The sequence below is a fragment of the Pseudomonas sp. NPDC086581 genome (assembly GCF_044746165.1).
Taxonomy (GTDB): Bacteria; Pseudomonadota; Gammaproteobacteria; order Pseudomonadales; family Pseudomonadaceae; genus Pseudomonas.
The window spans coordinates 1-24,487 of record NZ_JBIVBR010000006.1; the positions used below are offsets into that span (position 1 = coordinate 1).

The 24,487-nt window shown below is 64.1% G+C and carries 26 protein-coding genes; 9 read left to right on the top strand and 17 right to left on the bottom strand.

Features of this window, described 5'->3' with window-relative positions; translation table 11 throughout:
* Positions 1-270: 270 nt before the first annotated feature.
* Positions 271-1,470, bottom strand: a complete 1,200-nt coding sequence (gene tyrS, locus ACIPK7_RS13410; RefSeq protein WP_401088222.1) for a tyrosine--tRNA ligase — start codon at positions 1,468-1,470, stop codon at positions 271-273.
* Positions 1,471-1,652: 182 nt separating this feature from the next.
* Between tyrS and ACIPK7_RS13415 the strand changes: the two genes are divergently transcribed.
* On the top strand, positions 1,653-3,098 hold the full coding sequence (locus ACIPK7_RS13415) for a peptidoglycan DD-metalloendopeptidase family protein (protein WP_401088224.1): 1,446 nt from the start codon (positions 1,653-1,655) through the stop codon (positions 3,096-3,098).
* Positions 3,099-3,101: 3 nt separating this feature from the next.
* On the top strand, positions 3,102-4,193 hold the full coding sequence (locus ACIPK7_RS13420; protein ID WP_401088226.1) for an anhydro-N-acetylmuramic acid kinase: 1,092 nt from the start codon (positions 3,102-3,104) through the stop codon (positions 4,191-4,193).
* A 57-nt stretch (positions 4,194-4,250) separates the two neighbouring features.
* Here ACIPK7_RS13420 and erpA read toward each other — a convergent pair whose 3' ends face one another.
* The 3 genes from erpA to ACIPK7_RS13435 form a co-directional block, all read right to left on the bottom strand.
* Positions 4,251-4,601: an iron-sulfur cluster insertion protein ErpA gene (gene erpA / locus ACIPK7_RS13425; RefSeq protein WP_045212604.1), complete on the bottom strand. Its 351-nt coding sequence runs from the start codon at positions 4,599-4,601 to the stop codon at positions 4,251-4,253.
* Positions 4,602-4,736: 135 nt separating this feature from the next.
* Complete coding sequence (argC, locus tag ACIPK7_RS13430) at positions 4,737-5,771, bottom strand: N-acetyl-gamma-glutamyl-phosphate reductase (protein ID WP_045212607.1); 1,035 nt, start codon at positions 5,769-5,771, stop codon at positions 4,737-4,739.
* 89 nt (positions 5,772-5,860) lie between these two features.
* The gene (locus ACIPK7_RS13435; RefSeq protein WP_401088228.1) at positions 5,861-7,228 is read right to left on the bottom strand and encodes a chloride channel protein; all 1,368 of its coding nucleotides are present in this window, start codon (positions 7,226-7,228) and stop codon (positions 5,861-5,863) included.
* Positions 7,229-7,374: 146 nt separating this feature from the next.
* On the opposite strand from ACIPK7_RS13435, the gene hemJ reads away from it, so the two are divergent.
* From hemJ to ACIPK7_RS13455, 4 genes are all read left to right on the top strand, one after another.
* Positions 7,375-7,800 carry a protoporphyrinogen oxidase HemJ gene (hemJ, locus tag ACIPK7_RS13440; protein WP_401088230.1) on the top strand — a complete coding sequence of 142 codons (426 nt, stop codon included), beginning with the start codon at positions 7,375-7,377 and terminating at the stop codon, positions 7,798-7,800.
* Positions 7,801-7,819: 19 nt separating this feature from the next.
* Complete coding sequence (locus tag ACIPK7_RS13445; RefSeq protein WP_401088232.1) at positions 7,820-8,788, top strand: NAD(P)H-dependent flavin oxidoreductase; 969 nt, start codon at positions 7,820-7,822, stop codon at positions 8,786-8,788.
* A gap of 105 nt (positions 8,789-8,893) precedes the next feature.
* A complete protein-coding gene (locus ACIPK7_RS13450; RefSeq protein WP_401088234.1) occupies positions 8,894-9,994 on the top strand; it encodes a DUF805 domain-containing protein in 1,101 nt (366 codons plus the stop codon).
* Between the two features lie 55 nt (positions 9,995-10,049).
* The gene (locus ACIPK7_RS13455) at positions 10,050-10,838 is read left to right on the top strand and encodes an SDR family oxidoreductase (protein ID WP_192435835.1); all 789 of its coding nucleotides are present in this window, start codon (positions 10,050-10,052) and stop codon (positions 10,836-10,838) included.
* A 7-nt stretch (positions 10,839-10,845) separates the two neighbouring features.
* Here the strand turns inward: ACIPK7_RS13455 and ACIPK7_RS13460 are convergent, their stop codons facing one another.
* The gene (locus ACIPK7_RS13460) at positions 10,846-12,327 is read right to left on the bottom strand and encodes an AAA family ATPase (RefSeq protein WP_192435836.1); all 1,482 of its coding nucleotides are present in this window, start codon (positions 12,325-12,327) and stop codon (positions 10,846-10,848) included.
* Positions 12,328-12,420: 93 nt separating this feature from the next.
* Here ACIPK7_RS13460 and ACIPK7_RS13465 point away from each other — a divergent pair, with 93 nt between their 5' ends.
* Together ACIPK7_RS13465 and coq7 are read left to right on the top strand one after the other, a co-directional pair.
* Positions 12,421-12,759: a histidine triad nucleotide-binding protein gene (locus ACIPK7_RS13465; protein WP_081520754.1), complete on the top strand. Its 339-nt coding sequence runs from the start codon at positions 12,421-12,423 to the stop codon at positions 12,757-12,759.
* Positions 12,760-12,860: 101 nt separating this feature from the next.
* Positions 12,861-13,508 (top strand): 2-polyprenyl-3-methyl-6-methoxy-1,4-benzoquinone monooxygenase, encoded by a 648-nt coding sequence (coq7, locus tag ACIPK7_RS13470; RefSeq protein WP_401088237.1) that lies wholly within the window; start codon positions 12,861-12,863, stop codon positions 13,506-13,508.
* A gap of 173 nt (positions 13,509-13,681) precedes the next feature.
* On the opposite strand, the gene speD is transcribed toward coq7, so the two are convergent.
* Both speD and ACIPK7_RS13480 read right to left on the bottom strand, forming a co-directional pair.
* Positions 13,682-14,476, bottom strand: a complete 795-nt coding sequence (gene speD / locus ACIPK7_RS13475; RefSeq protein ID WP_138525630.1) for an adenosylmethionine decarboxylase — start codon at positions 14,474-14,476, stop codon at positions 13,682-13,684.
* A gap of 226 nt (positions 14,477-14,702) precedes the next feature.
* Positions 14,703-15,125, bottom strand: a complete 423-nt coding sequence (locus tag ACIPK7_RS13480) for an OsmC family protein (protein WP_015475289.1) — start codon at positions 15,123-15,125, stop codon at positions 14,703-14,705.
* 374 nt (positions 15,126-15,499) lie between these two features.
* On the opposite strand from ACIPK7_RS13480, the gene crp reads away from it, so the two are divergent.
* Positions 15,500-16,147 carry a cAMP-activated global transcriptional regulator CRP gene (crp, locus tag ACIPK7_RS13485; protein ID WP_017517340.1) on the top strand — a complete coding sequence of 216 codons (648 nt, stop codon included), beginning with the start codon at positions 15,500-15,502 and terminating at the stop codon, positions 16,145-16,147.
* A gap of 60 nt (positions 16,148-16,207) precedes the next feature.
* Here the strand turns inward: crp and trpC are convergent, their stop codons facing one another.
* The 10 genes from trpC to ACIPK7_RS13535 all read right to left on the bottom strand — a co-directional run bounded on the left by trpC (position 16,208) and on the right by ACIPK7_RS13535 (position 24,428).
* Positions 16,208-17,044 carry an indole-3-glycerol phosphate synthase TrpC gene (trpC, locus tag ACIPK7_RS13490; protein WP_401088240.1) on the bottom strand — a complete coding sequence of 279 codons (837 nt, stop codon included), beginning with the start codon at positions 17,042-17,044 and terminating at the stop codon, positions 16,208-16,210.
* Positions 17,041-18,090 carry an anthranilate phosphoribosyltransferase gene (trpD, locus tag ACIPK7_RS13495; RefSeq protein ID WP_401088242.1) on the bottom strand — a complete coding sequence of 350 codons (1,050 nt, stop codon included), beginning with the start codon at positions 18,088-18,090 and terminating at the stop codon, positions 17,041-17,043. The genes trpC and trpD overlap by 4 nt, the downstream gene beginning before the upstream one ends.
* On the bottom strand, positions 18,087-18,683 hold the full coding sequence (locus ACIPK7_RS13500; protein ID WP_017517337.1) for an aminodeoxychorismate/anthranilate synthase component II: 597 nt from the start codon (positions 18,681-18,683) through the stop codon (positions 18,087-18,089). Before ACIPK7_RS13500 ends, trpD begins: the two co-directional genes overlap by 4 nt.
* Positions 18,684-19,000: 317 nt before the next feature.
* The gene (locus tag ACIPK7_RS13505) at positions 19,001-19,252 is read right to left on the bottom strand and encodes a hypothetical protein (RefSeq protein WP_192435838.1); all 252 of its coding nucleotides are present in this window, start codon (positions 19,250-19,252) and stop codon (positions 19,001-19,003) included.
* Positions 19,249-19,605, bottom strand: a complete 357-nt coding sequence (locus ACIPK7_RS13510) for a hypothetical protein (RefSeq protein WP_192435839.1) — start codon at positions 19,603-19,605, stop codon at positions 19,249-19,251. Before ACIPK7_RS13510 ends, ACIPK7_RS13505 begins: the two co-directional genes overlap by 4 nt.
* Entirely contained in the window at positions 19,602-20,231 is a 630-nt protein-coding gene (locus tag ACIPK7_RS13515; RefSeq protein ID WP_401088245.1) for a glycoside hydrolase family 19 protein, read from the bottom strand. Before ACIPK7_RS13515 ends, ACIPK7_RS13510 begins: the two co-directional genes overlap by 4 nt.
* A 1-nt stretch (position 20,232) precedes the next feature.
* Positions 20,233-21,237: a phage late control D family protein gene (locus tag ACIPK7_RS13520; protein ID WP_401088247.1), complete on the bottom strand. Its 1,005-nt coding sequence runs from the start codon at positions 21,235-21,237 to the stop codon at positions 20,233-20,235.
* A gap of 55 nt (positions 21,238-21,292) precedes the next feature.
* Positions 21,293-21,505, bottom strand: a complete 213-nt coding sequence (locus tag ACIPK7_RS13525) for a tail protein X (RefSeq protein ID WP_192435842.1) — start codon at positions 21,503-21,505, stop codon at positions 21,293-21,295.
* Positions 21,474-22,343, bottom strand: a complete 870-nt coding sequence (locus ACIPK7_RS13530) for a phage tail protein (RefSeq protein ID WP_401088249.1) — start codon at positions 22,341-22,343, stop codon at positions 21,474-21,476. The genes ACIPK7_RS13525 and ACIPK7_RS13530 overlap by 32 nt, the downstream gene beginning before the upstream one ends.
* A 9-nt stretch (positions 22,344-22,352) precedes the next feature.
* Positions 22,353-24,428: a hypothetical protein gene (locus tag ACIPK7_RS13535; RefSeq protein ID WP_401088251.1), complete on the bottom strand. Its 2,076-nt coding sequence runs from the start codon at positions 24,426-24,428 to the stop codon at positions 22,353-22,355.
* Positions 24,429-24,487 lie beyond the last annotated feature (59 nt).

Genomic DNA, 24,487 nt, shown 5'->3' on the forward strand with positions numbered 1-24,487 from the left:
TTGTGCCTCAGCGAAGGAAACCTTCTCATCAGCGGGAGGCGCATTCTACAGCGATCAAACTCGCTGTCAACCACCTCGGCGATCTTCTTTTCAGCTCACTGCCGGAGCAGCTAATGAAGAGCGGCAAGTGAATCACCTGCCTGACCACCACTCTCACCTTAGAATCTCTGTAAGTACTTGATTTTCAAGTTCTTTCAGCGCTTCGTCGCTGGGAGTGGTGCGCATTATAGGGAGTTTAAATTGGCCGTCAACGACTAATTCAAACTTTCTTCACTCAGCGACCAGGGAGACGCGAGCGAAAGCTTTCTTGCCAGCCTGCAGGACGTGGGTAGCGCCTACCTTGAAGACGAAGCTGCGATCCACAGGCTCTCCATCCACCCGCACGCCGCCGGACGACAACAGGTCGCGAGCAACAGCGGAGTTTTTCACCAGGCCAGCCTTATTAAGGACAGCGCCAATGGGCAGGTCTTCCGCCGCAGCCACTTCCACTTCGGGCAGATCTTCCGGCAGCTCACCTTCTTTCAGGCGGTTGCCAGCGGACTTGTGCGCGGACGCAGCCACCTCTTCACCATGGAAGCGAGCGACGATCTCTTCCGCGAGCTTGATCTTGATGTCGCGTGGGTTGGTGCCAGCCTCAACGTCCTTCTTGAAGCCCTCGATCTCCTCCATGGAGCGGAAGCTGAGCAGCTCGAAGTAACGCCACATCAGGGTGTCAGGGATAGAGACCAGCTTGCTGTACATAACACCCGGCGCCTCCTGGATGCCGATGTAGTTGCCCAGGGACTTGGACATCTTCTTCACGCCGTCCAGACCTTCGAGCAGCGGCATGGTCAGGATGCACTGAGGCTCCTGCTCATAGGCACGCTGAAGCTCACGCCCCATCAGCAGGTTGAACTTCTGATCGGTACCGCCGAGCTCGACGTCCGCATGCAGCGCAACCGAGTCATAGCCCTGAACCAGCGGGTAAAGGAACTCGTGAATGGCGATGGACTGATTACTGGCATAGCGTTTGCTGAAATCATCGCGCTCCAGCATACGAGCAACGGTGTACTGGGAAGCCAGACGAATGAAATCAGCGGGGGAAAGCTGGTCCATCCAGGTGGAATTGAAGGCTACTTCAGTCTTCGCGGGGTCGAGGATCTTGAAGACCTGGGCCTTGTACGTCTCGGCGTTGTCGAGAACCTGTTCACGGGTCAGGGGTGGACGGGTAACACTCTTCCCGCTGGGGTCACCGATCATCCCAGTGAAGTCGCCGATCAGGAAGATGACCTGATGACCCAGTTCCTGGAACTGACGCAGCTTATTAATGAGGACGGTGTGTCCCAGGTGCAGGTCCGGAGCGGTCGGGTCGAAGCCGGCCTTGATACGCAGGGGCTGGCCGCGCTTGAGCTTTTCGATCAGCTCGGCCTCCACGAGAATTTCGTCTGCACCGCGCTGGATCAGCGCCAGCTGCTCTTCGACCGACTTCATTGCAGGTTCCTGTACGTTGCGAATTGCGAAAGGGAACCAACGATACAAGAACAGGCACTAAAAACAAGTTTTGCCCAGCGCCAGAAGACAGGACGTCAGAAGCCCGACATCAGGGTTGCTTCAGAGGGAATTTGGTTATATTTTAGGCAGTTATTTCACATTCCAAAAACACCACTCACGCCATGACGCAATCCGATCAGAAAGCGCCGTACTACCCGAAGAGCCATCTGCTGGCCGCAAGCGGTGTAGCAGCGCTCCTCAGCCTGGCTCTGCTGGTGTTCCCCTCGGCCGAGGTCGAGGCGAAGAAGACCACGCTCAATCTCGAGCTGGAAAACAGCACCGAGCAGATCCTCCAGGAAAAAGACGATCTTCGACCCAATTCGGTCACGGAAGACGACGGCTCTTCGCCTTTTGCCCAGATAGAAGGCCAGCCGGACAACCAGAACAGCGCCGGAAAAGACGCGGAAAAGAAGAACGATCTCGCCGATTCGAACCAGCAACCCTCCCCCTCCGCTTCCGCAGACCCCGCGTGGAAAAGCGTGACCGTGGGCAAGGGCGACACCCTTTCTACCGTGTTCGCGAAGGCCGGCCTGCCGGCGAACGCCGTGCACGACATGCTTGCCGCCAACAAGGACGCCAAGCAGTTCACCCGTCTTGATATCGGCCAGGACGTGGACTTCCTCATCGACACCAAGGGCGAGCTGCAGGGCCTGAAGGTCAAGCGCAGCGACCTGGAGACCATCAGCCTGAACAAGTCCGCCAAGGGCTATGACTTCAAGCGCGACCTGGTCAAACCCTCGGTACATGCGAATTATGCCCACGGCCGCGTCGACAGCTCGCTGTTCGTCGCCGGCAAGAATGCCGGGCTGTCCCACGACCTGATCATGTCGATGGCCAACATCCTCGGCTACGACATCGATTTCGCTCAGGATATTCGCGAAGGCGATTCCTTCGACGTGATCTACGAATCCCAGCAGGTGCAGGGCAAGCAGGTCGGTACCGGCAGCATCCTCGCGGTTCGCTTCGTCAACCGCGGCAAGGAATACACCGCGGTGCGCTACACCAGCAAACAGGGCAGCACCAGCTACCTGCGCGCCGATGGCAGCAGCATGCGCAAGGCGTTCATCCGCACTCCGGTGGACTTCGCCCGCATCAGCTCGCGCTTTTCCATTGGGCGTTTCCATCCGATCCTGAACAAGATTCGTGCACACAAGGGCGTGGATTACGCAGCTCCCATCGGTACGCCGATCAAGGCAACCGGCGACGGCAAGATCCTCGAAGCCGGCCGCAAGGGTGGTTACGGCAACGCCGTAGTGATCCAGCACGGCCAGCGCTACCGCACCGTGTACGGCCACATGAGCCGCTTCGCCAAGGGCATCCGCTCCGGCGTTGCGGTAAAGCAGGGCCAGATCATCGGTTACGTCGGCATGACCGGCCTCGCCACCGGCCCGCACCTGCATTACGAGTTCCAGGTCAACGGCCAGCATGTCGATCCGCTGAGCGCCAAGTTGCCGACCGCAGACCCGCTGTCCGGCCCGGAGCGCAAGCGCTTCATGGCTCAGGCGCAACCGCTGATCGCGCGCATGGACCAGGAGAAGGCAACCTTCCTGGCCCTGAACAAGCGCTGAGTCATGCCGCTCTATCTGGGGGTGATGTCCGGTACTAGCCTCGACGGGCTGGACATCGCCCTGATCGAACAAGGCGAGCAGACCACTCTGCTCGCCTCCCACTACCTCCCCATGCCTGCGGCGCTGCGTGCCGACCTTCTGGCACTCTGCTCTTCCGGCCCCGACGAAATCGCCCGCTCGGCCCTCGCGGAAAACAGCTGGGTAGGTCTGGCTGCCCAAGGCATCAATGAACTCCTCGCCCGCGAGAAGCTGAGCGCCAGCGCCATTCGCGCCATCGGCAGCCACGGCCAGACCATTCGCCACGAGCCGCATCTGGGCTTCACCGTGCAGATCGGCAACCCGGCACTGCTCGCCGAGCTAACGGGCATCGACGTAGTCGCCGACTTCCGCCGCCGCGATGTAGCAGCCGGCGGCCAGGGCGCACCGCTGGTACCCGCCTTCCACCGCGCGCTGTTCGGTAGCGATGGTCGCGAGTGCGCCATCCTCAACGTCGGTGGTTTCAGCAACGTCTCGCTGCTCAGTCCTGGCAAGCCGGTTCGCGGTTTCGACTGCGGCCCCGGCAACGTCCTGCTGGATGCCTGGATTCAGGAGAAGCGTGACGAAGCCTACGACTGCGACGGTGCCTGGGCTGCCAGCGGCAGCATCGATCAGGCACTGCTACAGAAGATGCTGGCCGATGAATTCTTTGCCGCCAAGGGCCCCAAGAGCACTGGGCGCGAGCGCTTCAACCTGAGCTGGCTTAACGCGACCCTGACCAGGCATGGCCCGGTGAAGGCCGAGGATGTACAGGCAACCCTGCTGGAGTTGACTGCGCAAAGCATCGCCACAGCACTATTGGATGCGCAGCCCGGCTGCGAGGAAGTGGTGGTTTGCGGTGGCGGCGCCTTCAACGCGACGCTGATGAAGCGACTGGCCGCGCATTTGCCTGGCGCCAGCGTGATCAGCAGCCTCGACCGCGGCGTACCGCCGGAATGGATGGAAGCAATGGCCTTCGCCTGGCTGGCCCATCGCTTCTGCGAGCGCGAACCCGGAAACTGCCCGGAAGTCACGGCCGCCCAAGGGCCTCGTATTCTTGGCGCGCTCTACCCCGCCTGAATCCCCCGCACAAACAAAAACGCCGCGCATCTGCGCGGCGTTTTCGCTTCTACGGCATCAGATCGAGAAGGACTGACCGCAGCCGCAGGTGGTCGCTGCGTTCGGGTTCTTGATGACGAACCGCGAACCTTCGAGACCTTCCTGGTAGTCCACTTCCGCACCGGCGAGGTACTGGAAGCTCATCGGATCGACCACGAGGTTGACGCCGTCGCGCTCGACGATGGTGTCGTCGTCCGCGGTGTCTTCATCGAAGGTGAACCCGTACTGGAAGCCCGAACAGCCACCGCCCGTGACGAACACCCGCAGCTTGAGGCGCGGATTGCCTTCTTCGTCGATCAGGTTCTTCACCTTGTTCGCAGCGCCTTGCGAGAACATCAGCGGAGTGGGGGTGAAGGTTTCGATGGTCATGGTGAAAACTCTCCCGGCCGAGGCCGTACGTTACAACATTGCGGACCATTATCCGCTTACCCCAGAAAAACGGTCAACTAATCCGACTCATCCATTGGTCCAGATCAATCGACCGGGTTCCGGGGCAGTCTTTCCTTACGGCAGCAGCGCGACGTTGGACAGGCCCAGGTGCTCGTCCAGGCCGAACAGGATGTTCATGTTCTGGATCGCCTGACCGGACGCGCCCTTCACCAGGTTGTCGATCACCGACAGGATCACCACCAGATCGCCACCCTGCGGACGGTGCACCGCGATGCGGCAGACGTTGGCGCCGCGCACGCTGCGGGTTTCCGGATGGCTGCCAGCCGGCATCACGTCGACGAACGGCTCGTTGGCGTAGCGCTCTTCATACAGCTTCTGCAGGTCGACGCCACGGTCGGCGACACGTGCGTACAGGGTCGCGTGGATGCCACGGATCATCGGAGTCAAGTGCGGCACGAAGGTCAGGCCGACATCACCCTTGGCCGCGCGACGCAGACCCTGGCTGATTTCCGGCAGATGACGGTGACCTTTCACCGAGTAGGCCATCATGCTTTCACCGGCTTCGCAGAACAGCGAACCGACCTTGGCACCACGGCCGGCACCGCTGACGCCGGACTTGCAGTCGGCGATCAGCTGGCTGGCATCGGCCAGGCCGTTTTCCAGCAGCGGAATGAAGCCGAGCTGGGTAGCGGTCGGATAGCAGCCGGGAACAGCGATCAGGCGCGCGGACTTGATCGCCTCGCGGTTCACTTCCGGCAAGCCGTAAACGGCTTCGGGCAGCAGTTCCGGCGCACCGTGGGGCTGGCCGTACCACTTGGCCCACTCCTCGGCATCCTGCAGGCGGAAGTCCGCGGACAGATCGATCACCCGGGTGCCGGTCGCCAGCAGTTCGCCGGCCAGTGCGTGGGCCACGCCGTGCGGGGTGGCGAAGAACACCACGTCGCACTCGCCCAGACGCTTCACGTCCGGCACGCTGAAAGCCAGGCCGTCGTAGTGGCCTCGCAGGTTCGGGTACATGTCGGCGACTTTCACGCCCTCCTCGGAGCGCGAGGTAATCACCTCGACGCGAGCCTGGGGATGCTGTGCCAGCAGGCGCAGCAGTTCCACGCCCGTATAACCTGTACCACCTACGATACCGACCTTGATCATCTGCCTGTCACTCCACCTATGGGGCCAAATTCAGGGGCAGCCATGATATGAGCCGCTGCCCCCGCTGAACAGAGCGAATGCACGCAGGTTTAAGAGCCTTTGGTCGGAGCCAGGGTTTCCTGCATCTGACGAGCGAGCGCGTGATAGATCGGCAGCGGGTTCAGGCGCGCCGATACGCCACTGGCCAGCAGTGTGGCGGCGAGGATCGGGATCAGCATGTCAGGGCTGTGGGACATCTCCACCGTGATCACCGTGGCGGTAAGCGGTGTGCGCGTGACCCCGGCGAGGTAGGCGGACATCCCCAGCAGGGCCACCGCCGGCAGGCTTGCGCCGGGGATCAGCGGCGTCAGCCAGGGCGCCAGGCTGGCGCCGACGGTGAGCGAGGGCGAGAACAACCCGCCGGGGATGCCGGCGATGAAGGAAATCACGTTGGCGATGAACTTCCACAGGAGGAAGTCATGCCCCACCACGGGCTGCCCCTCGAGGATGGAACGGGTCTCGGCATAGCCGGTACCGAAGACATGCTGCCCGGACAGCAGGCCGAGCAGCGCCAGCACCAGCCCGCAAGCAGCGGCGAAGCGGATCGGCCAGCGCCCGCGCCACCGATTGATGAAGCTGAGCGGGCCGCGCTGGGTCGGCAGCACCAGCCGACAGTAGAGGCCGCCGAGCAAGCCCCCGAGCACTCCGCAGGCCACCACGGCGATCCACGCCGGGCCCAGCGGCATGCTTTCCGAAAGGCGACCGAAATAGCTGTAGCTGCCCATCAGGCCGAGCGTGACCATACCGCCGAGCAGGACGGCGGTGAGCACCAGCCCGCTGAAGCGCTGCTCGAAGGTGCGGCTCAGTTCCTCGATGGCGAAGACCACCCCGCCCAGTGGCGTATTGAAGGCCGCCGCGATGCCCGCCGCACCGCCAGCGATGATCAGGCCGGACACCGTGCGCTTGTCGTAGAGCCCCAGGCGACGGCCGAGCGAATACATAAGTGCCGCGCCGATATGTACGGTCGGGCCCTCGCGGCCGGCCGAGGCCCCCACCAGCAGCGCCAGCAGAGTCATCGCCAGCTTGCCCACGGCAATCCGCACCGATAGCAGGGCATTGCGCGTGCGGCTGCTGCGCTGCTCCAGCGCCACGATGACCTGTGGAATGCCGCTGCCACGAGTGTTCTTCAGCGCTCCCTGGGTCAGCCAGACCAGGCCGGCGAAGCCCAGCGGGCAAAGCAGCCACGGCCACCACGGGCTGCGCGCGACCACGCTGCGGAAGGTCGCGCTGGCGAGGTCCGCCAGGTGGGCGAAGGCCAGGGCCACCAGGCCGACCAGCAGCGCACCGAGCCAGAACGCCAGGTTGCGCCGCCACTGACGCAGCAATGGGTGTCGCGCCAGCGGGCGCTTGGGGACGATGCGAGCAGACGAATCACCAGTCGGCTCGCTGGAACTCTCCGGCGGTGCAGGTTCTGACATGGACACGAAGCCGGGCATCTTCCGGATGCCATGCGGCGCGCGCGGCAAACAGCCACGGACGGAAGACCTCAGTGTAATAGACACAGGGATGACGGCATTGCACGGCGCCACTACTATCGGCTCAACCGTGATCCGAGGAAATTCCGATGCTTTACCTGTGGTTGAAAGCCTTTCACATCATTGCCGTGGTCTGCTGGTTCGCCGGCCTCTTCTATCTCCCGCGACTGTTCGTCTATCACGCCATGAGCGAGGACGCCGCCAGCCGCGAGCGCTTCTGCATCATGGAGCGCAAGCTGTACCGCGGCATCATGGGCCCATCGATGATCCTCACTCTCGTCCTCGGCGCCTGGATGCTTTACCTCAACCCGGCTTGGCTGACCCAGGGCTGGATGCACGCCAAGCTGACCCTGGTGTTCCTGCTGATCGGCTACCACCACGCCTGCGGCGCCATGCTCAAGCGCTTCGCCCGTGGCGAGAACGGCCGCAGCCATGTGTTCTACCGCTGGTTCAACGAAGTGCCGGTACTGTTCCTGATCGCCATCGTGATCCTGGTGGTCGTCAAACCCTTCTGACCCCGACAAGGAGACTGTCATGTCCCTGCCCGCCCTGCTCGACCGACGCCTGCGCATTCCCCTGGTGGCGGCACCGATGTTCCTGGTCTCCAACCCGCAACTGGTGCTGGCCTGCTGCAAGAGCGGCATCGTCGGCAGCTTCCCCACGCTGAACCAGCGCGAGAGCAGCGGCTTCAAGGCCTGGCTGGAAGAGATCGAAGCCGGGCTGGCGGCCGACCCGCAGGCCGCGCCCTACGCGGTGAACCTGATCGTCCACAACACCAACCCGCGCCTGCAGGAAGACCTCAAGCTCTGCGTCGAGCACAAGGTGCCCATCGTCATCACCAGCCTGGGCGCGGTGCGCGAGGTGGTGGATGCGGTGCACAGCTATGGCGGCCTGGTGTTCCATGACGTCACCACCCGCCGCCATGCCGAGAAGGCGGCGGAAGCCGGCGTCGATGGCCTGATCGCCGTGGCCGCCGGCGCCGGTGGCCATGCCGGCACCTGGAGCCCGTTCGCGCTGGTCGCCGAGATCCGTCAGTTCTTCGACAAGACCCTGCTGCTGGCCGGCTGCATCAACCACGGCCACGAGATCCTCGCCGCCCAGGTGCTGGGCGCCGACCTCGCCTATCTCGGCACCCGCTTCATCGCCACCCGCGAGAGCGCCGCTTCCGAGGACTACAAGCACATGCTGCTCAACGCCCGCGCCGCCGACATCATCCACACCCCCGCCGTCTCCGGCGTGCCGGCCAGCTTCATGCGCCAGAGCCTGGAAGCCGCGGGCTTCGACATGCAACGGCTGAACGACAAGGGCGCGCTCGACTACGGCGAGAAGCTCAAGCCGGTCAGCGACGAGGCCAAGGCATGGAAAACCGTGTGGTCCGCCGGCCAGGGTGTCGGCGATATCCGCGACCTGCCCGCGGTGGGCGAGCTGATTGCGCGGCTCGACCACGAGTACCGCCAGGCCCTGACCCGCAGCGCCGGCCTGTCCAACCAGCTGCTGGTCTGAGCTGCGGCACCGCTCACGATATATCCGCCGGGGCCGCTTGTTGGCCTACGGCGGCCCGATTACGCTGTAGCGATTCCAACATAGCCAGAAGACAAGGATGCCCCGATGGATCAATCCCGCTTCAAGATCGTGTTCGACGGCGCGCTGATGCCGCAGACCCCCCTGGAAACCGCAAAGGAAAATCTCGCCCGCCTGTTCAAGAGCGACGCCGCGAAGATCGAAGCGCTGTTCAGCGGCCAGCCGGTCGTGCTCAAGCGCGACCTCTCAGGCGACGAGGCCGACAAGTACCTGCGCGCCCTCCATGGCGCCGGCGCCAACGCCCGTAAGGAAGCCGAAGGCGTTGCCGGTTTCAGCCTGGTGGAGACCGATGACCATCCCAGCGAAGCGACCCTGGCGGCCCGCGCCTCCGGCGAAAGCACCAGCAACGAGCGGATGACCTGCCCCAAGTGCGGCCACGAACAGGCCACAGCCATCGAGTGCAGCGCCTGCGGCATCGTCATCGAGAAATACCTGGCACGCCAGGCCGAACTGGCGACCAATCCGGCGCCCGCTGCGGCAGCCACTGCTCCGAACGCGCCCGCCTCTCCCTATGCGCCGCCCCAGGCCAAGGTCGGCGACGACCTGCCGGAATTCGGCGAACTGAAAGTCCGCAGCCTGTCCGGCCGGATCGGTCGGGTGCGCTATCTCGGCTGGTCCGCCGCGCTGTCCTTCATCGTCTTCGGCGCCTACCTGGTCGCCAGCCTGCTGATGGCCGTATCCCTGCCCCTGGGCGTGGTTGCCATCGCCGCGGTGGTCATCGCCGCTATGGTCTTCAGCGTGCCCATCGGCGTACAACGCCTGCACGACCTGGGCTGGTCCGGTTGGCTGTGGCTGGCACTGCTGGTGCCTTTCGTCAACGTGGTTCTCAGCCTTCTGATGCTGTTCATGCCCGGCGAGCAGACCGCCAACCGCTTCGGCCCCCCGCCGCCGCCCAACAGCACTGCCGTCAAGGTCCTGGCCTTCTCCTGGCTGCTGTTCCCGGTGTTTGGCGGTATCCTCGCCGCCATCGCGATACCGGCCTACCAGAGCTACCTCGAACGCGCCCAGGCGGCGCAGTCCTCGCAGTACCAGCAGGGCGACGAGGCTGCCGATCCGGCAGCCACCGCGGAGCCTTCCGACGGCGACTTCAGCAGTGGCGACACCGAAGGCGGCGACTCGGATCAGTAATGCAACAACCCGTGGCGGGCGTGGTCGAACGCCACCCCGTCACAGAGACTCCTGAATGCCTCGTTTTGCCCTCATCACCGGCGCTTCCAGTGGCATCGGCCTGGCCCTGGCCGAAGCCCTCGCCCGTCGTGGCCAGGCACTGATCCTGGTGGCGCGCCAGCGCGATGCACTGGACAGCGCCGCCTGTGAGTTGTCTCAGCGTTTCGGGGTGGAAGTGCTGTTCCGCGTCTGCGACCTGGCCGAGCCGCTGCAGATTTCCGGCCTGCTGCACGAGCTGGAACAGAGCGGGAGGCAGATCGAGCTGCTGGTGAACAATGCCGGCATCGGCACCTCCGGCGCGTTCATCGACCAGGACTGGTCCCGCGAGCAGGAACTGCTGGAGCTCAACGTCCTGGCCCTGGCCCGCCTGTGCCACGGCATCGGCGCGATGATGGAGCGCACCGGCGGCGGGCGGATTCTCAACGTCGCCTCTATGGCCAGCCTGCTGCCTGGTCCATGGATGAGCAGCTACTACGCCAGCAAGGCGTTCGTGCTGCATTTCTCCGAAGGTCTGCGCGAAGAACTCAAAGGCCGCGGCATCAAGGTCTCGGTACTGTGCCCGGGACCGACCCGCACGGCCTTCTACCGCAATGCCGATATGCGCCTGGGCAAGCTCGACGACGGCAAGCGCGTCATGACTCCCGAGGAAGTCGCCTTCCTCACCGTGAAAGCGCTGCGCCGCGCGCCCGCGCTGATCATCCCCGGCTGGCGCAACCGTCTGTTCGCCTGTGGCGTGCGCCTGCTGCCACGCTGGGTCATGCGCAAGCTAGCCGGGCGCATCAATCGCCTGGCGCTGGCCGGCTGATTCAGGCTCAGTCCGCACGCACGGTACGGCCGTCGGCCCACTGGCGCAGGGCGGCCAGCTCTTCCGCCATGACTACCGACAACGGTGCGGTGCGGCGGATTTCCTCCAGCAGCAGCGTCTGATCCACCGCCTTCTGCCGTGCCTGCGCGGCGTAGAAGGCGCCCACCACCGCCTGCTCGATCTCCGCCCCCGAGAAACCGTCGGCCGCTTCGGCCAGCTCGCCCAGATCGAACTGCGTCACCTCCAGCTCCCGGCGCACGAGGTGAATACGGAAGATGTCCATGCGCACGCCAGGGTCCGGCAAGTCGACGAAAAACAGCTCGTCGAAGCGCCCCTTGCGCACCAGCTCCGGCGGCAGGCGATCGATGGCGTTCGCAGTGGCCACCATGAATACCGGTGCCTTGCGCTCGGCCATCCAGGTCAGCAGCGTCGCCAGTACGCGCTGGCTGACGCCATTGTCCTGATCGCCGGTGGCCACGCCTTTCTCTATCTCGTCCGCCCAGAGCACGCAGGGTGCCATGCTGTCCGCCAGGCGCAGAGCCTCCCGCAAATTACGCTCGGTCTCGCCGAAGTACTTGTTGTAGAGGCTGCCGAAATCCAGGCGCAGCAGCGGCAGGCTCCAAAGACCGGCAACGGCCTTGGCCGCCAGACTCTTGCCGCCGCCCTGCACTCCCACCAGCAGCACGCCCTTGGGCAGGTCCTTCTCCTTGTTCTCGGTGAAGGCGCTCTGCCGTTCACCCAGCCAGCGCTTGAGATTGGCCAGCCCGCCCACTTCGGCGAAGCGCGCGGTGTCGTGTTCGAAACTGAGTACGCCGTCGAGGTTGAGCAGCTCGAACTTGGTGCGATTGAGCTCCGGCAGGTCTTCCTGGGTGATCGCCCCATCGTTGCAGATCACACTGCGTGCCAGCAGCCTTGCTTCGCCGTGGGTCAGGCCGCGCAGGTTCTTCACGACCTGGCGCAGGGTCCGATTGTCCGTGCGCACGCGCGCGCCCTTGTTGCGCTCGCTCCAGCGGCTCGCTTCCTCGCGCACCAGCCCCACCAGCTCATCCTCGGAGGGCAGCGACAGCGCAAAGCGCGCAGCGAAGCGCTGGACCTCGGCGGGCAGCTTCAGCGCGTGGGACACCAGCACCACCGTGGGGCGGAAATTGCCCTCGGCCATGGCGATCTCCTTGAGCAGGCGCACGGCGCGCGGGTTATCCATCAGATAAGGATGCAGATCGCAGAGCACATAGAGGTTCGGCTGCGGGTCAGCCTTGATCAGACGCAGGGCATTCTCCGCCTCGCGGCTGTCGTTCTCTCCCTGGGGTTCCCCACCAAAACCCAGGCGCTGCAGGCCTTCGGTCGACGACCACAGCTGCAGGTTGAGCCCACGGCGCACCGCCAGACCGGTCAGGGTCTCCAGTACACGGGGTTCATCCCAGGACTCGATGACGATCAGCTTGACCCTGGAGTCGAGCACCAGGCCCAGGTCGTGGATATCGTTCTGCACGCTCGCTCCTTGCGTTGGCCGGCCCGGAACTGGGCGCGGCGGTCGACGGCCGCTAAACTGCTGCTCCTGACCACACGACTGGAGGAGCATTTCGTGGACTGTCTGTTCTGCAAGATCGTCGCCGGGGACATTCCCGCGCGCAAGCTCTATGAAGATGACCAGGTCATCGCCTTCCACGACATCGGCCCGCAGGCGCCGGTGCACTTCCTCGTGATCCCGAAGAAGCACGTGTCCACCCTCAACGACCTGACCGAGGCGGACAAACCGCTGGCCGGGCACATCCTCTTCACCGCCCAGCGGCTGGCGAAGGAGCAAGGCTGCGACGAGGGCTTCCGTGTGGTGATGAACTGCAACGACCTGGGCGGCCAGACCGTGCATCACATACACATGCACGTGCTGGGCCAGCGCCAGATGCATTGGCCGCCGGGTTGATCCTCGGCTGACTGGCAGAAGAACCTGCGCGCACCTCGGCAAGACCTGTCATCCGCCATCCGGTAAACTGCGTGGCGAATGTTCCTACTCGGAGGTGCGCCATGTCCGCCGACCGTCACTACTCCCCCGCCGACCGCTTCCTGCTGCAGGCCGATGCCGCGCTACGCACCCTGCTGCCGTTCAGCGGTCATCCGGGACGCCCGTCCCCCGCCATCGTCCAGCCCGATGCCGAGCTCAGCGACACCGATGCTCGCCACGTGGCCGGCCTGATGCGCATCAACCATACCGGTGAGGTCTGCGCCCAGGCGCTGTATCAGGGCCAGGCACTGACCGCCAAGTTGCCGAAGGTACGCAAGGCCATGGAAGAGGCGGCCGACGAAGAAGTCGACCACCTCGCCTGGTGTGAGCAGCGCATCCGTGAACTGGGCAGCCGCCCGAGTCTGCTCAACCCAATCTTCTACGGCCTGTCGTTCGGCGTCGGTGCCGCCGCCGGGCTGATCAGCGACCGCGTCAGCCTCGGCTTCGTCGCCGCGACCGAAGATCAGGTGTGCAAGCACCTGGACGAACACCTGACGGAAATTCCCGCCGAGGATCAGAAGTCTCGCGCCATCCTCGAACAGATGCGCCAGGACGAGGAGCACCACGCCACCAGCGCCATCGAGGCTGGCGGCCTGCGCTTCCCGGCGCCGGTGAAATTCGGCATGACGTTGCTGTCCAAGGTGATGACCAAGTCCACCTACCGGATCTAATCCGGCCAGCAAAAAAGGGGCGCCCGGTGGGCGCCCCTTTTTCGTTTCTACTATCGAGCGTTACGAGCGCAGGAGAGACAAGGCGAAAAGCCGGGATGAAAGCGGAGTTGCTGCAGCAAATGAGCATTTCAGCTCGGCTTTTCAACGCCGTATCTCCCAGCGCAGTAGCTCGATCAACGCGGCATGTTGCGCGCGTAGAATATTTCCAGCATTTCGTGCCGTACACGCTCTTCCACCTGCTTGCGCTGCTCGGGCGACAGGTTGCGGGTCGCGTCCCCGAACAGGTAGTTGTCCAGGTCGAACTCCTTGAGCAGCATCTTGGTGTGGAACAGATTCTCCTGGTACACGTTCACGTCGGTCATCTGGTAGGCCTCGTACGTGTCGTCGGAGAGATAGTTCTGGATCGAGTTGATCTCGTGGTCGATAAAGTGCTTCTTGCCTTCCACGTCGCGGGTGAAGCCGCGCACGCGATAATCCACGGTGACGATGTCCGAATCGAACTGGTGGATGAGGTAGTTGAGCGCTTTCAGCGGCGAGATAACGCCGCAGGTCGACACATCGATGTCCACCCGGAAGGTCGCGATGCCTTCCACCGGATGAATCTCCGGATAGGTGTGCACGGTGATATGGCTCTTGTCGAGGTGCGCCAGGATAGTTTCCGGTAGCGGCCCCGGGGACTCCTCGATCTGGCTGTCAGTCGGGGTGACCGGCTGCTCGGAGATCAGGATGGTTACGCTGGCGCCTTGCGGATCGTAATCCTGACGGGCGATGTTCAGGATGTTTGCGCCAATGATGTCGACAACATCGGTGAGGATCTGCGTGAGACGTTCAGCATCGTATTCTTCGTCGATGTACTGCACGTAGGCCTGCTGGTCTTCAGGCGTCTCGGCATAGCAGATGTCATAGATGTTGAAGCTCAAGGTCTTCGTCAGGTTGTTGAACCCGTGGAGCTTGAGTTTGCTTTTCACCGTGGGAAAACTCTCATCAAATGCGGCTCTGCCGCGTGGTTGAGCATGCCCGTCAGATGCGTACGGCGGCACCTGCGTAGGACGGTTTACACCTCTTCGCGATGGCGATTGTGGTTGCTTGGTTTCGGGCCGGATGGCCCTGAAAAAAGGTGGCGCATTATGCAGAGGTCAGGCGACCTCTGCCAGAGTTTGCGCGTCCTTGATGATGAAAGGATGAAGGGAACTGTCAGCCCAGTTCCACAATCTCGTAGTCATGGGTGATCTCGACACCGGCGCGGCCGAGCATGATCGAGGCGGAGCAGTATTTCTCGGCGGACAGTTCCACCGCGCGCTTCACCTGCGCCTCCTTCAGACCCCGGCCCTTGACGACGAAGTGCACGTGGATCTTGGTGAACACCTTGGGGTCTTCGTCGGCACGCTCGGCTTCGAGGAAGGCCTCGCAGCTTTCCACGGGCTGGCGGCCCTTCTTGAGGATGCTGACCACGTCGAAGTTGGTGCAGCCGCCCAGGCCGAGCAGGAGCATTTCCATGGGGCGCACGCCCAGGTTGCGACCACCGGCATCCGGCGGGCCGTCCATCACCACGACGTGGCCGCTGCCGGATTCACCGAGGAACATCGCCTCGCCCGCCCATTGGATTCGCGCTTTCATTGCAAGGAACTCCGCCGAAAAAAGGGGCGACAGCTTATCACAGGCCCCTAGCACGCCCAGTGGGAGCGATGGCTGTTACCCAAGTCTCATTTCCACACGGCGAGTATGCATTTATCACTTAAGCTGGCGCCGGTTTACTGGCACACTCTCTGAAATTGCCTACACGAACGTTCCAGCTTTCCGATTGTTGGTAACACGTCGTCTGTTAAGCTCTTGCTGATTTACTTACATGCAAGACTGCTCAGCAAGGCAATCATGCCGCCCTGGGGATCGAGGGGGATCGCGCCAGGGACGCACGGCACTACAGCTGAACATAAAAAATCATTAGCGCCTGTTGTGCAAAGGCCACTCTTTCTACTTTCCGGGACTCGGGCATGGTAGCTATTACCCTCACACCCAAAATCAAGAACCTCGACAAGTTGCTCGCGCACTGTCATCGCCGCCGCTTCACCGCCAAGAGCACCATCATCTACGCCGGCGACCGCTGCGAGAGCCTGTTCTTCATCATCAAGGGGTCGGTGACCGTCCTGATCGAGGATGACGACGGCCGCGAGATGATCATCGGGTACCTCAACACCGGCGACTTCTTCGGGGAGATGGGGCTCTTCGAGAAGGAAGGCAGCACCGGCCAGGAGCGTAGCGCCTGGATCCGCGCTAAGACCGAATGCGAAGTCGCCGAGATCAGCTACGCGAAGTTCCGCGAACTGAGCCAGCAGGACCCGGAGATTCTCCTCACCCTGGGCAGCCAGATGGCGGACCGCCTGCGCAAGACCACGCGCAAGGTCGGCGACCTGGCCTTCCTCGACGTCACCGGCCGCGTCGCGCGCACCCTACTGGACCTGTGCCAGCAGCCGGACGCCATGACCCACCCGGACGGCATGCAGATCAAGATCACCCGCCAGGAAATCGGCCGCATCGTCGGCTGCTCCCGCGAGATGGTCGGACGCGTGCTCAAAAGCCTGGAAGAACAGGGCCTGGTGCATGTGAAAGGCAAGACCATGGTGGTCTTCGGCACCCGCTGAAGAAACGCCAGACAGCAAAAAAGCCGGCAATTGCCGGCTTTTTTGTGTCCGCAGGACGCGTCAGTCCGGGTCGGCGCCCAGCTTGACCTTGCTGCGCTCGGGGAAGAACAGGCGCTTGAGCTCGGTACCCGGCTCGTCGGCGCGCATGAAGGCTTCGCCGACCAGGAAGCCGAACACGTCGCTGACTTCCATCAGCTCGACATCGGCACGGTTGAGGATGCCGCTCTCGGTGATCACCATGCGTTCGCGCGGGATTTCCGGCAGCAGATCCAGGGTGGTCTCCAGGCTCACCTCGAAGGTGTGCAGGTTGCGGTTGTTGATGCCGACCAGCGGGGTGTCCAGAGTCTTCAGCGCGCGCTCCAGTTCCTGGGCGTCATGCACTTCCACCAGTACGTCGAGGCCGACGTCCTTGGCCACTGAGGCCAGCTCGGCCATGCGCACGTCATCCAGCGCGGCGACGATCAGCAGGATGCAGTCGGCGCCGATGGCCCGGGCCTCCACGACCTGGTACGGATCGATCAGGAAGTCCTTGCGAATAACCGGCAGCTTGCAGGCCGCGCGTGCTTCCTTGAGGTAAGCGTCGCTGCCGAGGAAGAAGTCGATATCGGTCAGCACCGAGAGACAGGCTGCGCCGCCCTCTTCGTAGCTGCGGGCGATATCGGCAGGGTCGAAGTTCTCGCGAATGATGCCCTTGCTCGGCGAAGCCTTCTTCACCTCGGCGATCACTGCCGGCTCGCGATGCTTGGCGCGCTCCAGCAGGGCATTGGCGAAACCGCGCGGTGCGTCAGCGGCACGCGCCAGCTGCTCGAGCTCGGCGATGCTCACGCGGGTGCGGCGTTCGGCGACTTCTTCGGCCTTGCGGGCCAGGATCTTCTGCAGAACCGTCGGCACACTCACTGTGCGTTCTCCTCTCGGTAAACGGCGGTGAAGGCCGCCAGCTCTTCCATCTTCTCCCGCGCCAGCCCGGTGTGCAGGGCGTCGTGGGCCAATTGCATGCCTTCGTGCAGGCTGGTCGCCAGGTCCGCGGCGTAAAGGGCGGCGCCGGCGTTGAGCACGATCAGTTCGGCGGCTTTCTGCCCGGCCTCGGTCCTGCGTCGGCCCAGGGCATCACGGATCAGCTCCAGCGACTGCTGCGGGCTGTCCACGGTCAGGCCGATCAGGCTCTGGCTCTTGATGCCGAAGTCTTCGGGCTGCACTTCGTATTCGGTGACCACGCCGTCCTTCAGTTCGGCGACATGGGTCGGCGCGGCCAGGCTGAACTCGTCCAGGCCATCGCGCGAATGCACCACCAGGATGTGCTCGCTGCCCAGGCGCTTGAGCACCTCGGCCAGCGGACGGCACAGCGCCTGGCTGAACACGCCGACCACCTGGTGCTTCACGCCAGCCGGGTTGGTCAGCGGGCCGAGCATGTTGAACAGGGTACGCAGGCCCAGCTCGCGGCGTGGGCCGGCGGCGTGCTTCATGGCCTTGTGGTGAACCTGGGCGAACATGAAGCCGACGCCGACGGTCTCGATGCAGCGCTTCACCTGGACCGGTTTCAGGTCCAGGTAGATGCCGGCGGCTTCCAGCAGGTCGGCGCTGCCGCTCTTGCCGGAGACCGCACGGTTACCGTGCTTGGCGACCTTGCCGCCGGCCGCGGCAACCACGAAGGCTGCCGCCGAGGACACGTTGAAGATGTTCGCGCCGTCACCACCGGTGCCGACCACATCGACCACGTGCTTCAGGCTGTCCAGTTCGACCTGATCGGCCAGCTCGCGCATCACAGCCACGGCGCCGACGATCTCGTCGATGGTCTCGCTCTTCATGCGCATGCCCATGAGGAAGGCGCCGATCTGCGCGTCGGTGCACTGCCCGGTCATGATCTCGCGCATGACGTCCTGCATTTCCTCGGTGCTCAGGTCCAGCTGGTTGACCACGCGGCTGAGGGCTTCCTTGATGTTCATGCGCGCACCCCGCCGGTCTGCTTGAGGAAGTTGGCCAGCATCTCGTGGCCCTGTTCGGAAAGGATCGACTCGGGGTGGAACTGCACGCCCTCGACGTTCAGCGTCTTGTGGCGCAGCCCCATGATCTCGTCGACCGAGCCGTCTTCCAGCGCTGTCCAGGCAGTGATTTCCAGGCAGTCGGGCAGCGTCTCGCGCTTCACCACCAGGGAGTGGTAACGGGTCTGGGTCAGCGGATTGTTCAGGCCGGCGAATACGCCCAGATCCTTGTGGAACACCGGGCTGACCTTGCCGTGCATGACCTGCCGCGCACGCACCACGTCACCGCCAAAAGCCTGGCCAATGGACTGGTGGCCCAGGCACACGCCCAGCAGCGGCAGCTTGCCGGCGAAGCGTTCGATGACTTCCAGCGACACGCCCGCCTCGTTCGGCGTGCACGGGCCGGGGGACAGGACGATGCGTTCGGGGTTGAGCGCGGCGATCTCGTCGACGCTCAGTTCGTCATTGCGAATGACGTGGATGTCGGCCTTCAACTCGGCGAAGTACTGCACCAGGTTGTAGGTGAAGGAGTCGTAGTTATCGATCATCAGCAGCATGTCTGCTCGAACCTCATGATTGCACTGCTTTCGGATCGCGCCATCGTCGACACCCATTGCGGCCTCGCGGGCTGCGCGAATCTGGCAATTATGCCAGCGGATGGGAGAAATGGACGCGTAAGAAGAGACCGGCGTTATGCCGGGAAAGAAGGAATCAGGCGCGCCAGCGCCAACGGGCGAATGCCTTGAGGAGGGAGGTGATGATGCGGGTGCTGTGGATCACGGTTGCGGTCTCGCCTAGCGATGGCCGAACAGTAGCCCAAGGCCGGGCGCCAGCGCAATACGCGCGGCGGCCCTGCCGACGAAGGTAGGAAGGTTCAGCGGCACGCGTCGAGCGCGGCGCGCAGGCGGGTTTCGTAGGCGAGGTGCTGCTGCCGCTCGGCCAACAGCGCCCGTACCTTGGTTTGCAGATCATCCGCCGCGCGCAGGTCGGCGGTGGCGAAACGAGGGGCTTCGACGGCCGGAGCCTGGCACGGCACCGGGATGGGGATACGCACTTGAGCGGGGTTTGGCTGAGTTGTGGCACAACCGGCAAGCAGCAGCGTAAGGATCAGCACCGGCAGTTTCATCGCAACAGCTCCCGGTCGATCAACTGACGAACCACGGCGCACTCATCCCCTTCGCTGCGCTCCAGCAGCAGCCGGCTGGCTGCGGCGTCATGGCTTTGCGCCTGTTCGCGAGCCCGGGCCAGGGCGCGCTCGGCAACATCCACCCGCTGGCGGGCAGCCTGCTCCAGCGCTTCGACCTGGGTGTTCTGCAGCGCCAGCTTCGACTCCAGCACCTTGCCGGCGTCATTGCAGCGCGCCTGTTCCTGCCGCAGGCTCTCCAGCTGCCCGCCATAGAAACGCGCCGTCAGCCAACCGCCGATGAAGCCCCCAAACAGAAAGCCGGCCATGCCCAGCGCCAGCCAGAAGCGGTTCATCCCAGTACCTCCAACGCAAGGCGCCATAGCCGCGTTCGCTCCTCTAGACCGTTCAGCCCGCCGTTAATGCGCCGGGTGATTTCCTCGAAGCGCGTTGCCTCCGCCTGCTCGTTGAGCCCATTGCGCTGCCACCACCAGGCGGCGGTACGGCAGGCCCAACGCGGCTCGGCCAGCAGTTGCGGGCGAGCGACAAAAGGTTGCGCGAGTCCTTCTCCGACAGAACGGTAATTGCTCCGCCCGGTCACCTGCAGCAGTCCCCGTCCGCGAAAGCGCCAGCCATCGCCGGAGGCCTCGTCACCATTGCCGTTGCGCCCCGCGTACACAAGGTTGGCGATACGCTCCGGCTGGTACGCCACATCCCGCGCCAGTGCCGTGGGCGAGCCGTCGGCGCTGCGGAAGCGCCGGGGCCAGACCGCAGCGAGACGCTGGGCACTGTAGGTGAGGTTTTCCACGCAACGGGTCAGCTGCGCACTTTCGTGACCGACCTGGGCGAGGAAGGCGGCAACGCGCTGTGGCGTGTCGATGGCGAAGTCGCGCATCGCTGCCTGCAGCACCGGAACAAAAACGCCCGCGACGGGGCGGGCGTTAGGCAGGATCAGCAGTAGCTGTCGTTCGTCGATGAGCATGTCAGCCGCCCTCCCCGGCCAGCGCCTTGCCATCGTTGCCGCCATTGCACAGCACACGGGTGGACCAGCCGCTCGCGTCATAGTGCTGGGTCACGGTATCGACCAGGTAAATGCCATCGACACCCGCCTTGAAGCCGCTCAGCTCGACCCGGCACTCGGCGAACAGATCGGCGCGGCCCGGCAGCCCCAGGCGTACGCCAGCGGTCTGTCGGTTGAAGTCCGCCAGGCGCGACCTGGCCAACTGTTGTGCCGCCGCTTCGTTGGCCTGGACATGACGTTCGACGTACTCCGCCTGCACCGTCTTCGGCGCGTTCGGATTGGCCACCTTGACTGTGCGCAAGGCTCCATCGGGCCCCTGGTAGGGCACGCTCACCTGCGCGACTACCTTGCGATCATCCAGGGTGAAACTGAAGGAGCTGACGTCCCCACGCCTGAGTAGCACCGAGTCCAGTGGCTGCCCCGACGCGCTGCGGCCAGCCTGACGCGGCATGACCAGCAGCTTCAGGTCGGCGATCTTCGCCGTGCAGTCGTACTGCCGGGCCAGGCGGGTGATGAAGTGATAGTCGGACTCGTTGATCTGGTCCGCGCGGACGATCCGCGTCTGCACCTCGCACTGGGCTTGCCAGCCATTGCGGCCGGCGATGCGCTCGACGATCTGCGCCAGTGTCACATTCTCCCAACTGTCGCTGCGGATGGATTTCGCCACGTTGCGCGCGTCTGCAGACTTGGCCTTGATCACTAGAGTGTCCGGCGCGCCGCTGAAGGTGATCGTATCGACCTTGTAGCGGCCCATCGGCGCCACGCCCGTTTCCTCGTAGCCCAGGTACAGCGCCAGCTCCGCGCCGCGCCGGGGCAATGCCACGGTGCCTGCGCGGTCGTCGAGGGTGAGCGACAGCGTGTCCGATTCCAGGCCGTGCTTATCCAGCACTTCCAACTCGAGCACGCGGTCGTTGACCTGTGCCGTGATGTCGCGCCCATCGGCGACGATGCGAAAGACAGGTTTCATGGGGCACCCGAATAAAATGGCCCCGCTTTCGCGGGGCCTGGATGGAACATGCGGATCAATCCCACAGGCGCACCTGGGGATTGTCCGGAGCCGGCAAATCGGACATGCGGATCAGCACGCCGGCGCGCAACGGTTGCGGCTCGTCGGCCAGGCCCGGATTGGCATTGAGCACTGCCTCCACGCAGCCCTTGAGATGGCCGTAGCGCTGATAGCAGAGCTGGTCCAGCACGTCGCCATTACTGCTGCGATAGATCGTTGTCGTCGCCATAGCGGTTGAACTCCAGTTCGAAGACTTGATTACGCGGGACCCCATTGGTGAGCAGGGCACTCTGCGTCTCGGTCACCTTGGTCAGGCACCAGGTTCCCAGGGGATCCCCATAACCGCTGATCAGGCTCACCGGTTTGCCGCTCAAGGCGATTTCGCGCAGCTGGTTCGGAATCTTCCATCCAACGCGCTTACCCGATACCCGCGACAGGGCAGGCATGAGCGTGGCCTTCAGCAATAGCGTCTCCGCGCCGACGCCGACATATTGCAGAGCGCCCCGCCGGCCAAGCCGCGCCTGCTCCTTCCAGGTGAGCTGGCTCGTGCGAGTCGCCGACTCGAAAGGCACCGTATCGATGTTGAAGAAGAACTGCGTCTGCGAACCCACGACGGTCATGACAAGCAGGTGCGGCTGGGGAATAGCGCACATGAAATCACCGGGTGTCAGCTGGGGGGCCAGTACCGAGCTGGGCAGTATCGAACCCAGCGATTCACCGACCTTGCCGACCACCTTATCCACCGCCTTCCGCGCTCGGTCGACCTGCTCGCCCAGCCCCTGCATGCGCTCATCGATGCCCTTCAGGGCCCGCGCTGCGCTGTTGTAGGTGTTGACCACCTTGTTGACCTTGACGTGCGCGCGCTCGATGCCCTGCATTGTTCGCTGCACCTGGCCCGCCATTTCCGGCGAGACGCCCGGCAAACCCTCCAGCTCAGCGGCCGCGCCACGGATGTCGCTGACGGCGCCGTTCACCGGCGCGATCACCTCGTCCAAGTCGCGACGGCCATCTTCGGCCGCTTGGGCCAGCTGCGACAGGCCATTCTGCATTTGTTCCCAATACGCCATAACGCCTCCTTACACCACGACCATGTCGAACAGCGCATCGCGTTGCCGATCCTGGGAGAAATCCGCCAGCATCCGCCGCAGGCGCGGCAGCAACTCATTGGCCAACTGCTCGGGGTCACTGACGTTGCCGGCCACGTTGATGCTGATCTGGGGCGAGAACGTCCAGGTTTCGGACGTCGGCACCAGCGGAGCAGTGGGTGCGGATGAGTTGGGAGAAGGCCGCGACGCGTCCGTAACGCCTGAATCGCGTGAAACGGGATTGCCGAGGTCGAATGCCCGTGCCGAAGTCGAATCATCTTCGTCCGAATCGTTGCTGAACACTCGATACAGCCCGTCACCCAGCGACTTGCCGACCTCCCCACCACCCCAGGCGCCCAGTGCCCCGCCCACCAGCCCGCCAACGAGGGCTCCCGCAGCCGTTCCGACAATCGGAACCAAGGATCCAACGGCCGCGCCCGCCAAGGCTCCAGCCTCGGCCCCGGCAAGCCCCCCGACCAGAGAGCCCGCCGCATCGCCGTAGCCCTGGGCTTTGTCCTGGGCCGAGCCATTGCCGGTGTAGGTTTTGTAGGCCGTGATGCCAGGCCCGACGGCTGTGAGTGCCCGCCGGCCAATCGCACGGCCTACTCCACTGCGCATCGCGCTGCCCAGCCACTCGCCGACGCTCCGTAGCCCACGACCTGCTGCACTCCATGTGGAGCCAATATATGCACCGGCTTTTTGACTGGCTGCCCCCGTCCAACTGGAGACACCTTGCCAGGCATCTTTCACTCCGCCGGCCAAGGCAGCGGCGCGCGATCCCGCACTCTGACGAACACCGGTCACGGCATTGCCCGCCCAGGTACTTGCGCGGCTGCCCCAATTGACGGTCCGCTGCCAGGCGGCGCCAGCCATGCTGCCAACGGCCTGGTATGCCCTGCCCGCGCCCTGCCGGATCGCCGATCCGACACTTGAGGCGATGTCCGCACTGCGTCCCAGAACGCGCCCACCCCAGGACCTCGTCGCAGCGGCGACATCCTTCACGTCCTTGTAAACGCCCCGCACATCACTCAGGACCTTCAGACCGCCTGCCACCGCAACCAGCGCAGTCAGGCCGGCGATCAGGCCGGGGTTTTCCTCGACCAACGCGGTGGCCTGGCCAAGCCTCTGCGTGGCAGGCCCGATCAACGGGCGGAAGGTGTCCTGATTGGCGTCGCTGACACTGCGCCAGAACTGTTGCCAGGCGCTCTCGAGGGACTCGCTCTGCCCCTGGCGGGTGCCCATGCGTGCATTCGCATTGTCCCGCAGCCAGCGCCCGCCTTCCGACTGTGCGCCATCGACCTGCTGCTTCTGTATCCACTCGCGGTTGCCCTTCGCATCCGACGGATCGCGCTCGGACAACTGGCTCGACAGGCGACGCGCGAGCAGCTCGACCGAACCTTCACCCTGGTCATGGCGCTGCGCCAGGGAGGCGTATTGCGCCCGCATATCGCCGGCGCTGGTCACGCCACCGACCTCATGGAGACGCTGGGTCAATTCGGCGGTGCGCTCCAGCGGCACGCCTTGCCCATAGGAGAAGGTCGCAGCATCCGGGAGAAAGGCCAGGGAGGTCTTGAGGTCCATCCCCTGGTTCATCATCAGCCGGATCAGATCGAGCACATCGTCGCTCGATAACCCGCTGTCATTCGCCACCTGCCGGACGCTGCGCGCGAGATCCCGCTCGCTCTGGTCGCCAGAAATTCCACCGCGCGCGGCCAGCTCCTGCACCTTCCCGTTGAACTGCAGGCTGCGGAACATCGTGCCGACGAAGCCGCTGGAAGGCAGGGCGGACTCACCTCGCTGCCAGCCGCTCCCACCGCCGCGCATGACGCCGGGATTGCCCAGCAGACCGATGATCCGCTGCAAGCCGGTACGAACCTCTCCCGCGCCACGCTCCAGTACCTGCAGCTGACGACCGAGGGTGTCGCGGATCAGCCGCGATTCATCGCGCAGACTATCCAGCGCGACACTCCAGGTTCCGAGAAACTCCAGGCTGCGCATACGCGCCGAAGCGTCGGCGAGCGCCTGACCGAGGGACGTGTCGAGCACTCCACCCACGGTCGGCATCATCTCAGTAGATTCATTCATCGTTCATCACTCGCCCCTCTGACGAAAAAAGGGGCGCCGGT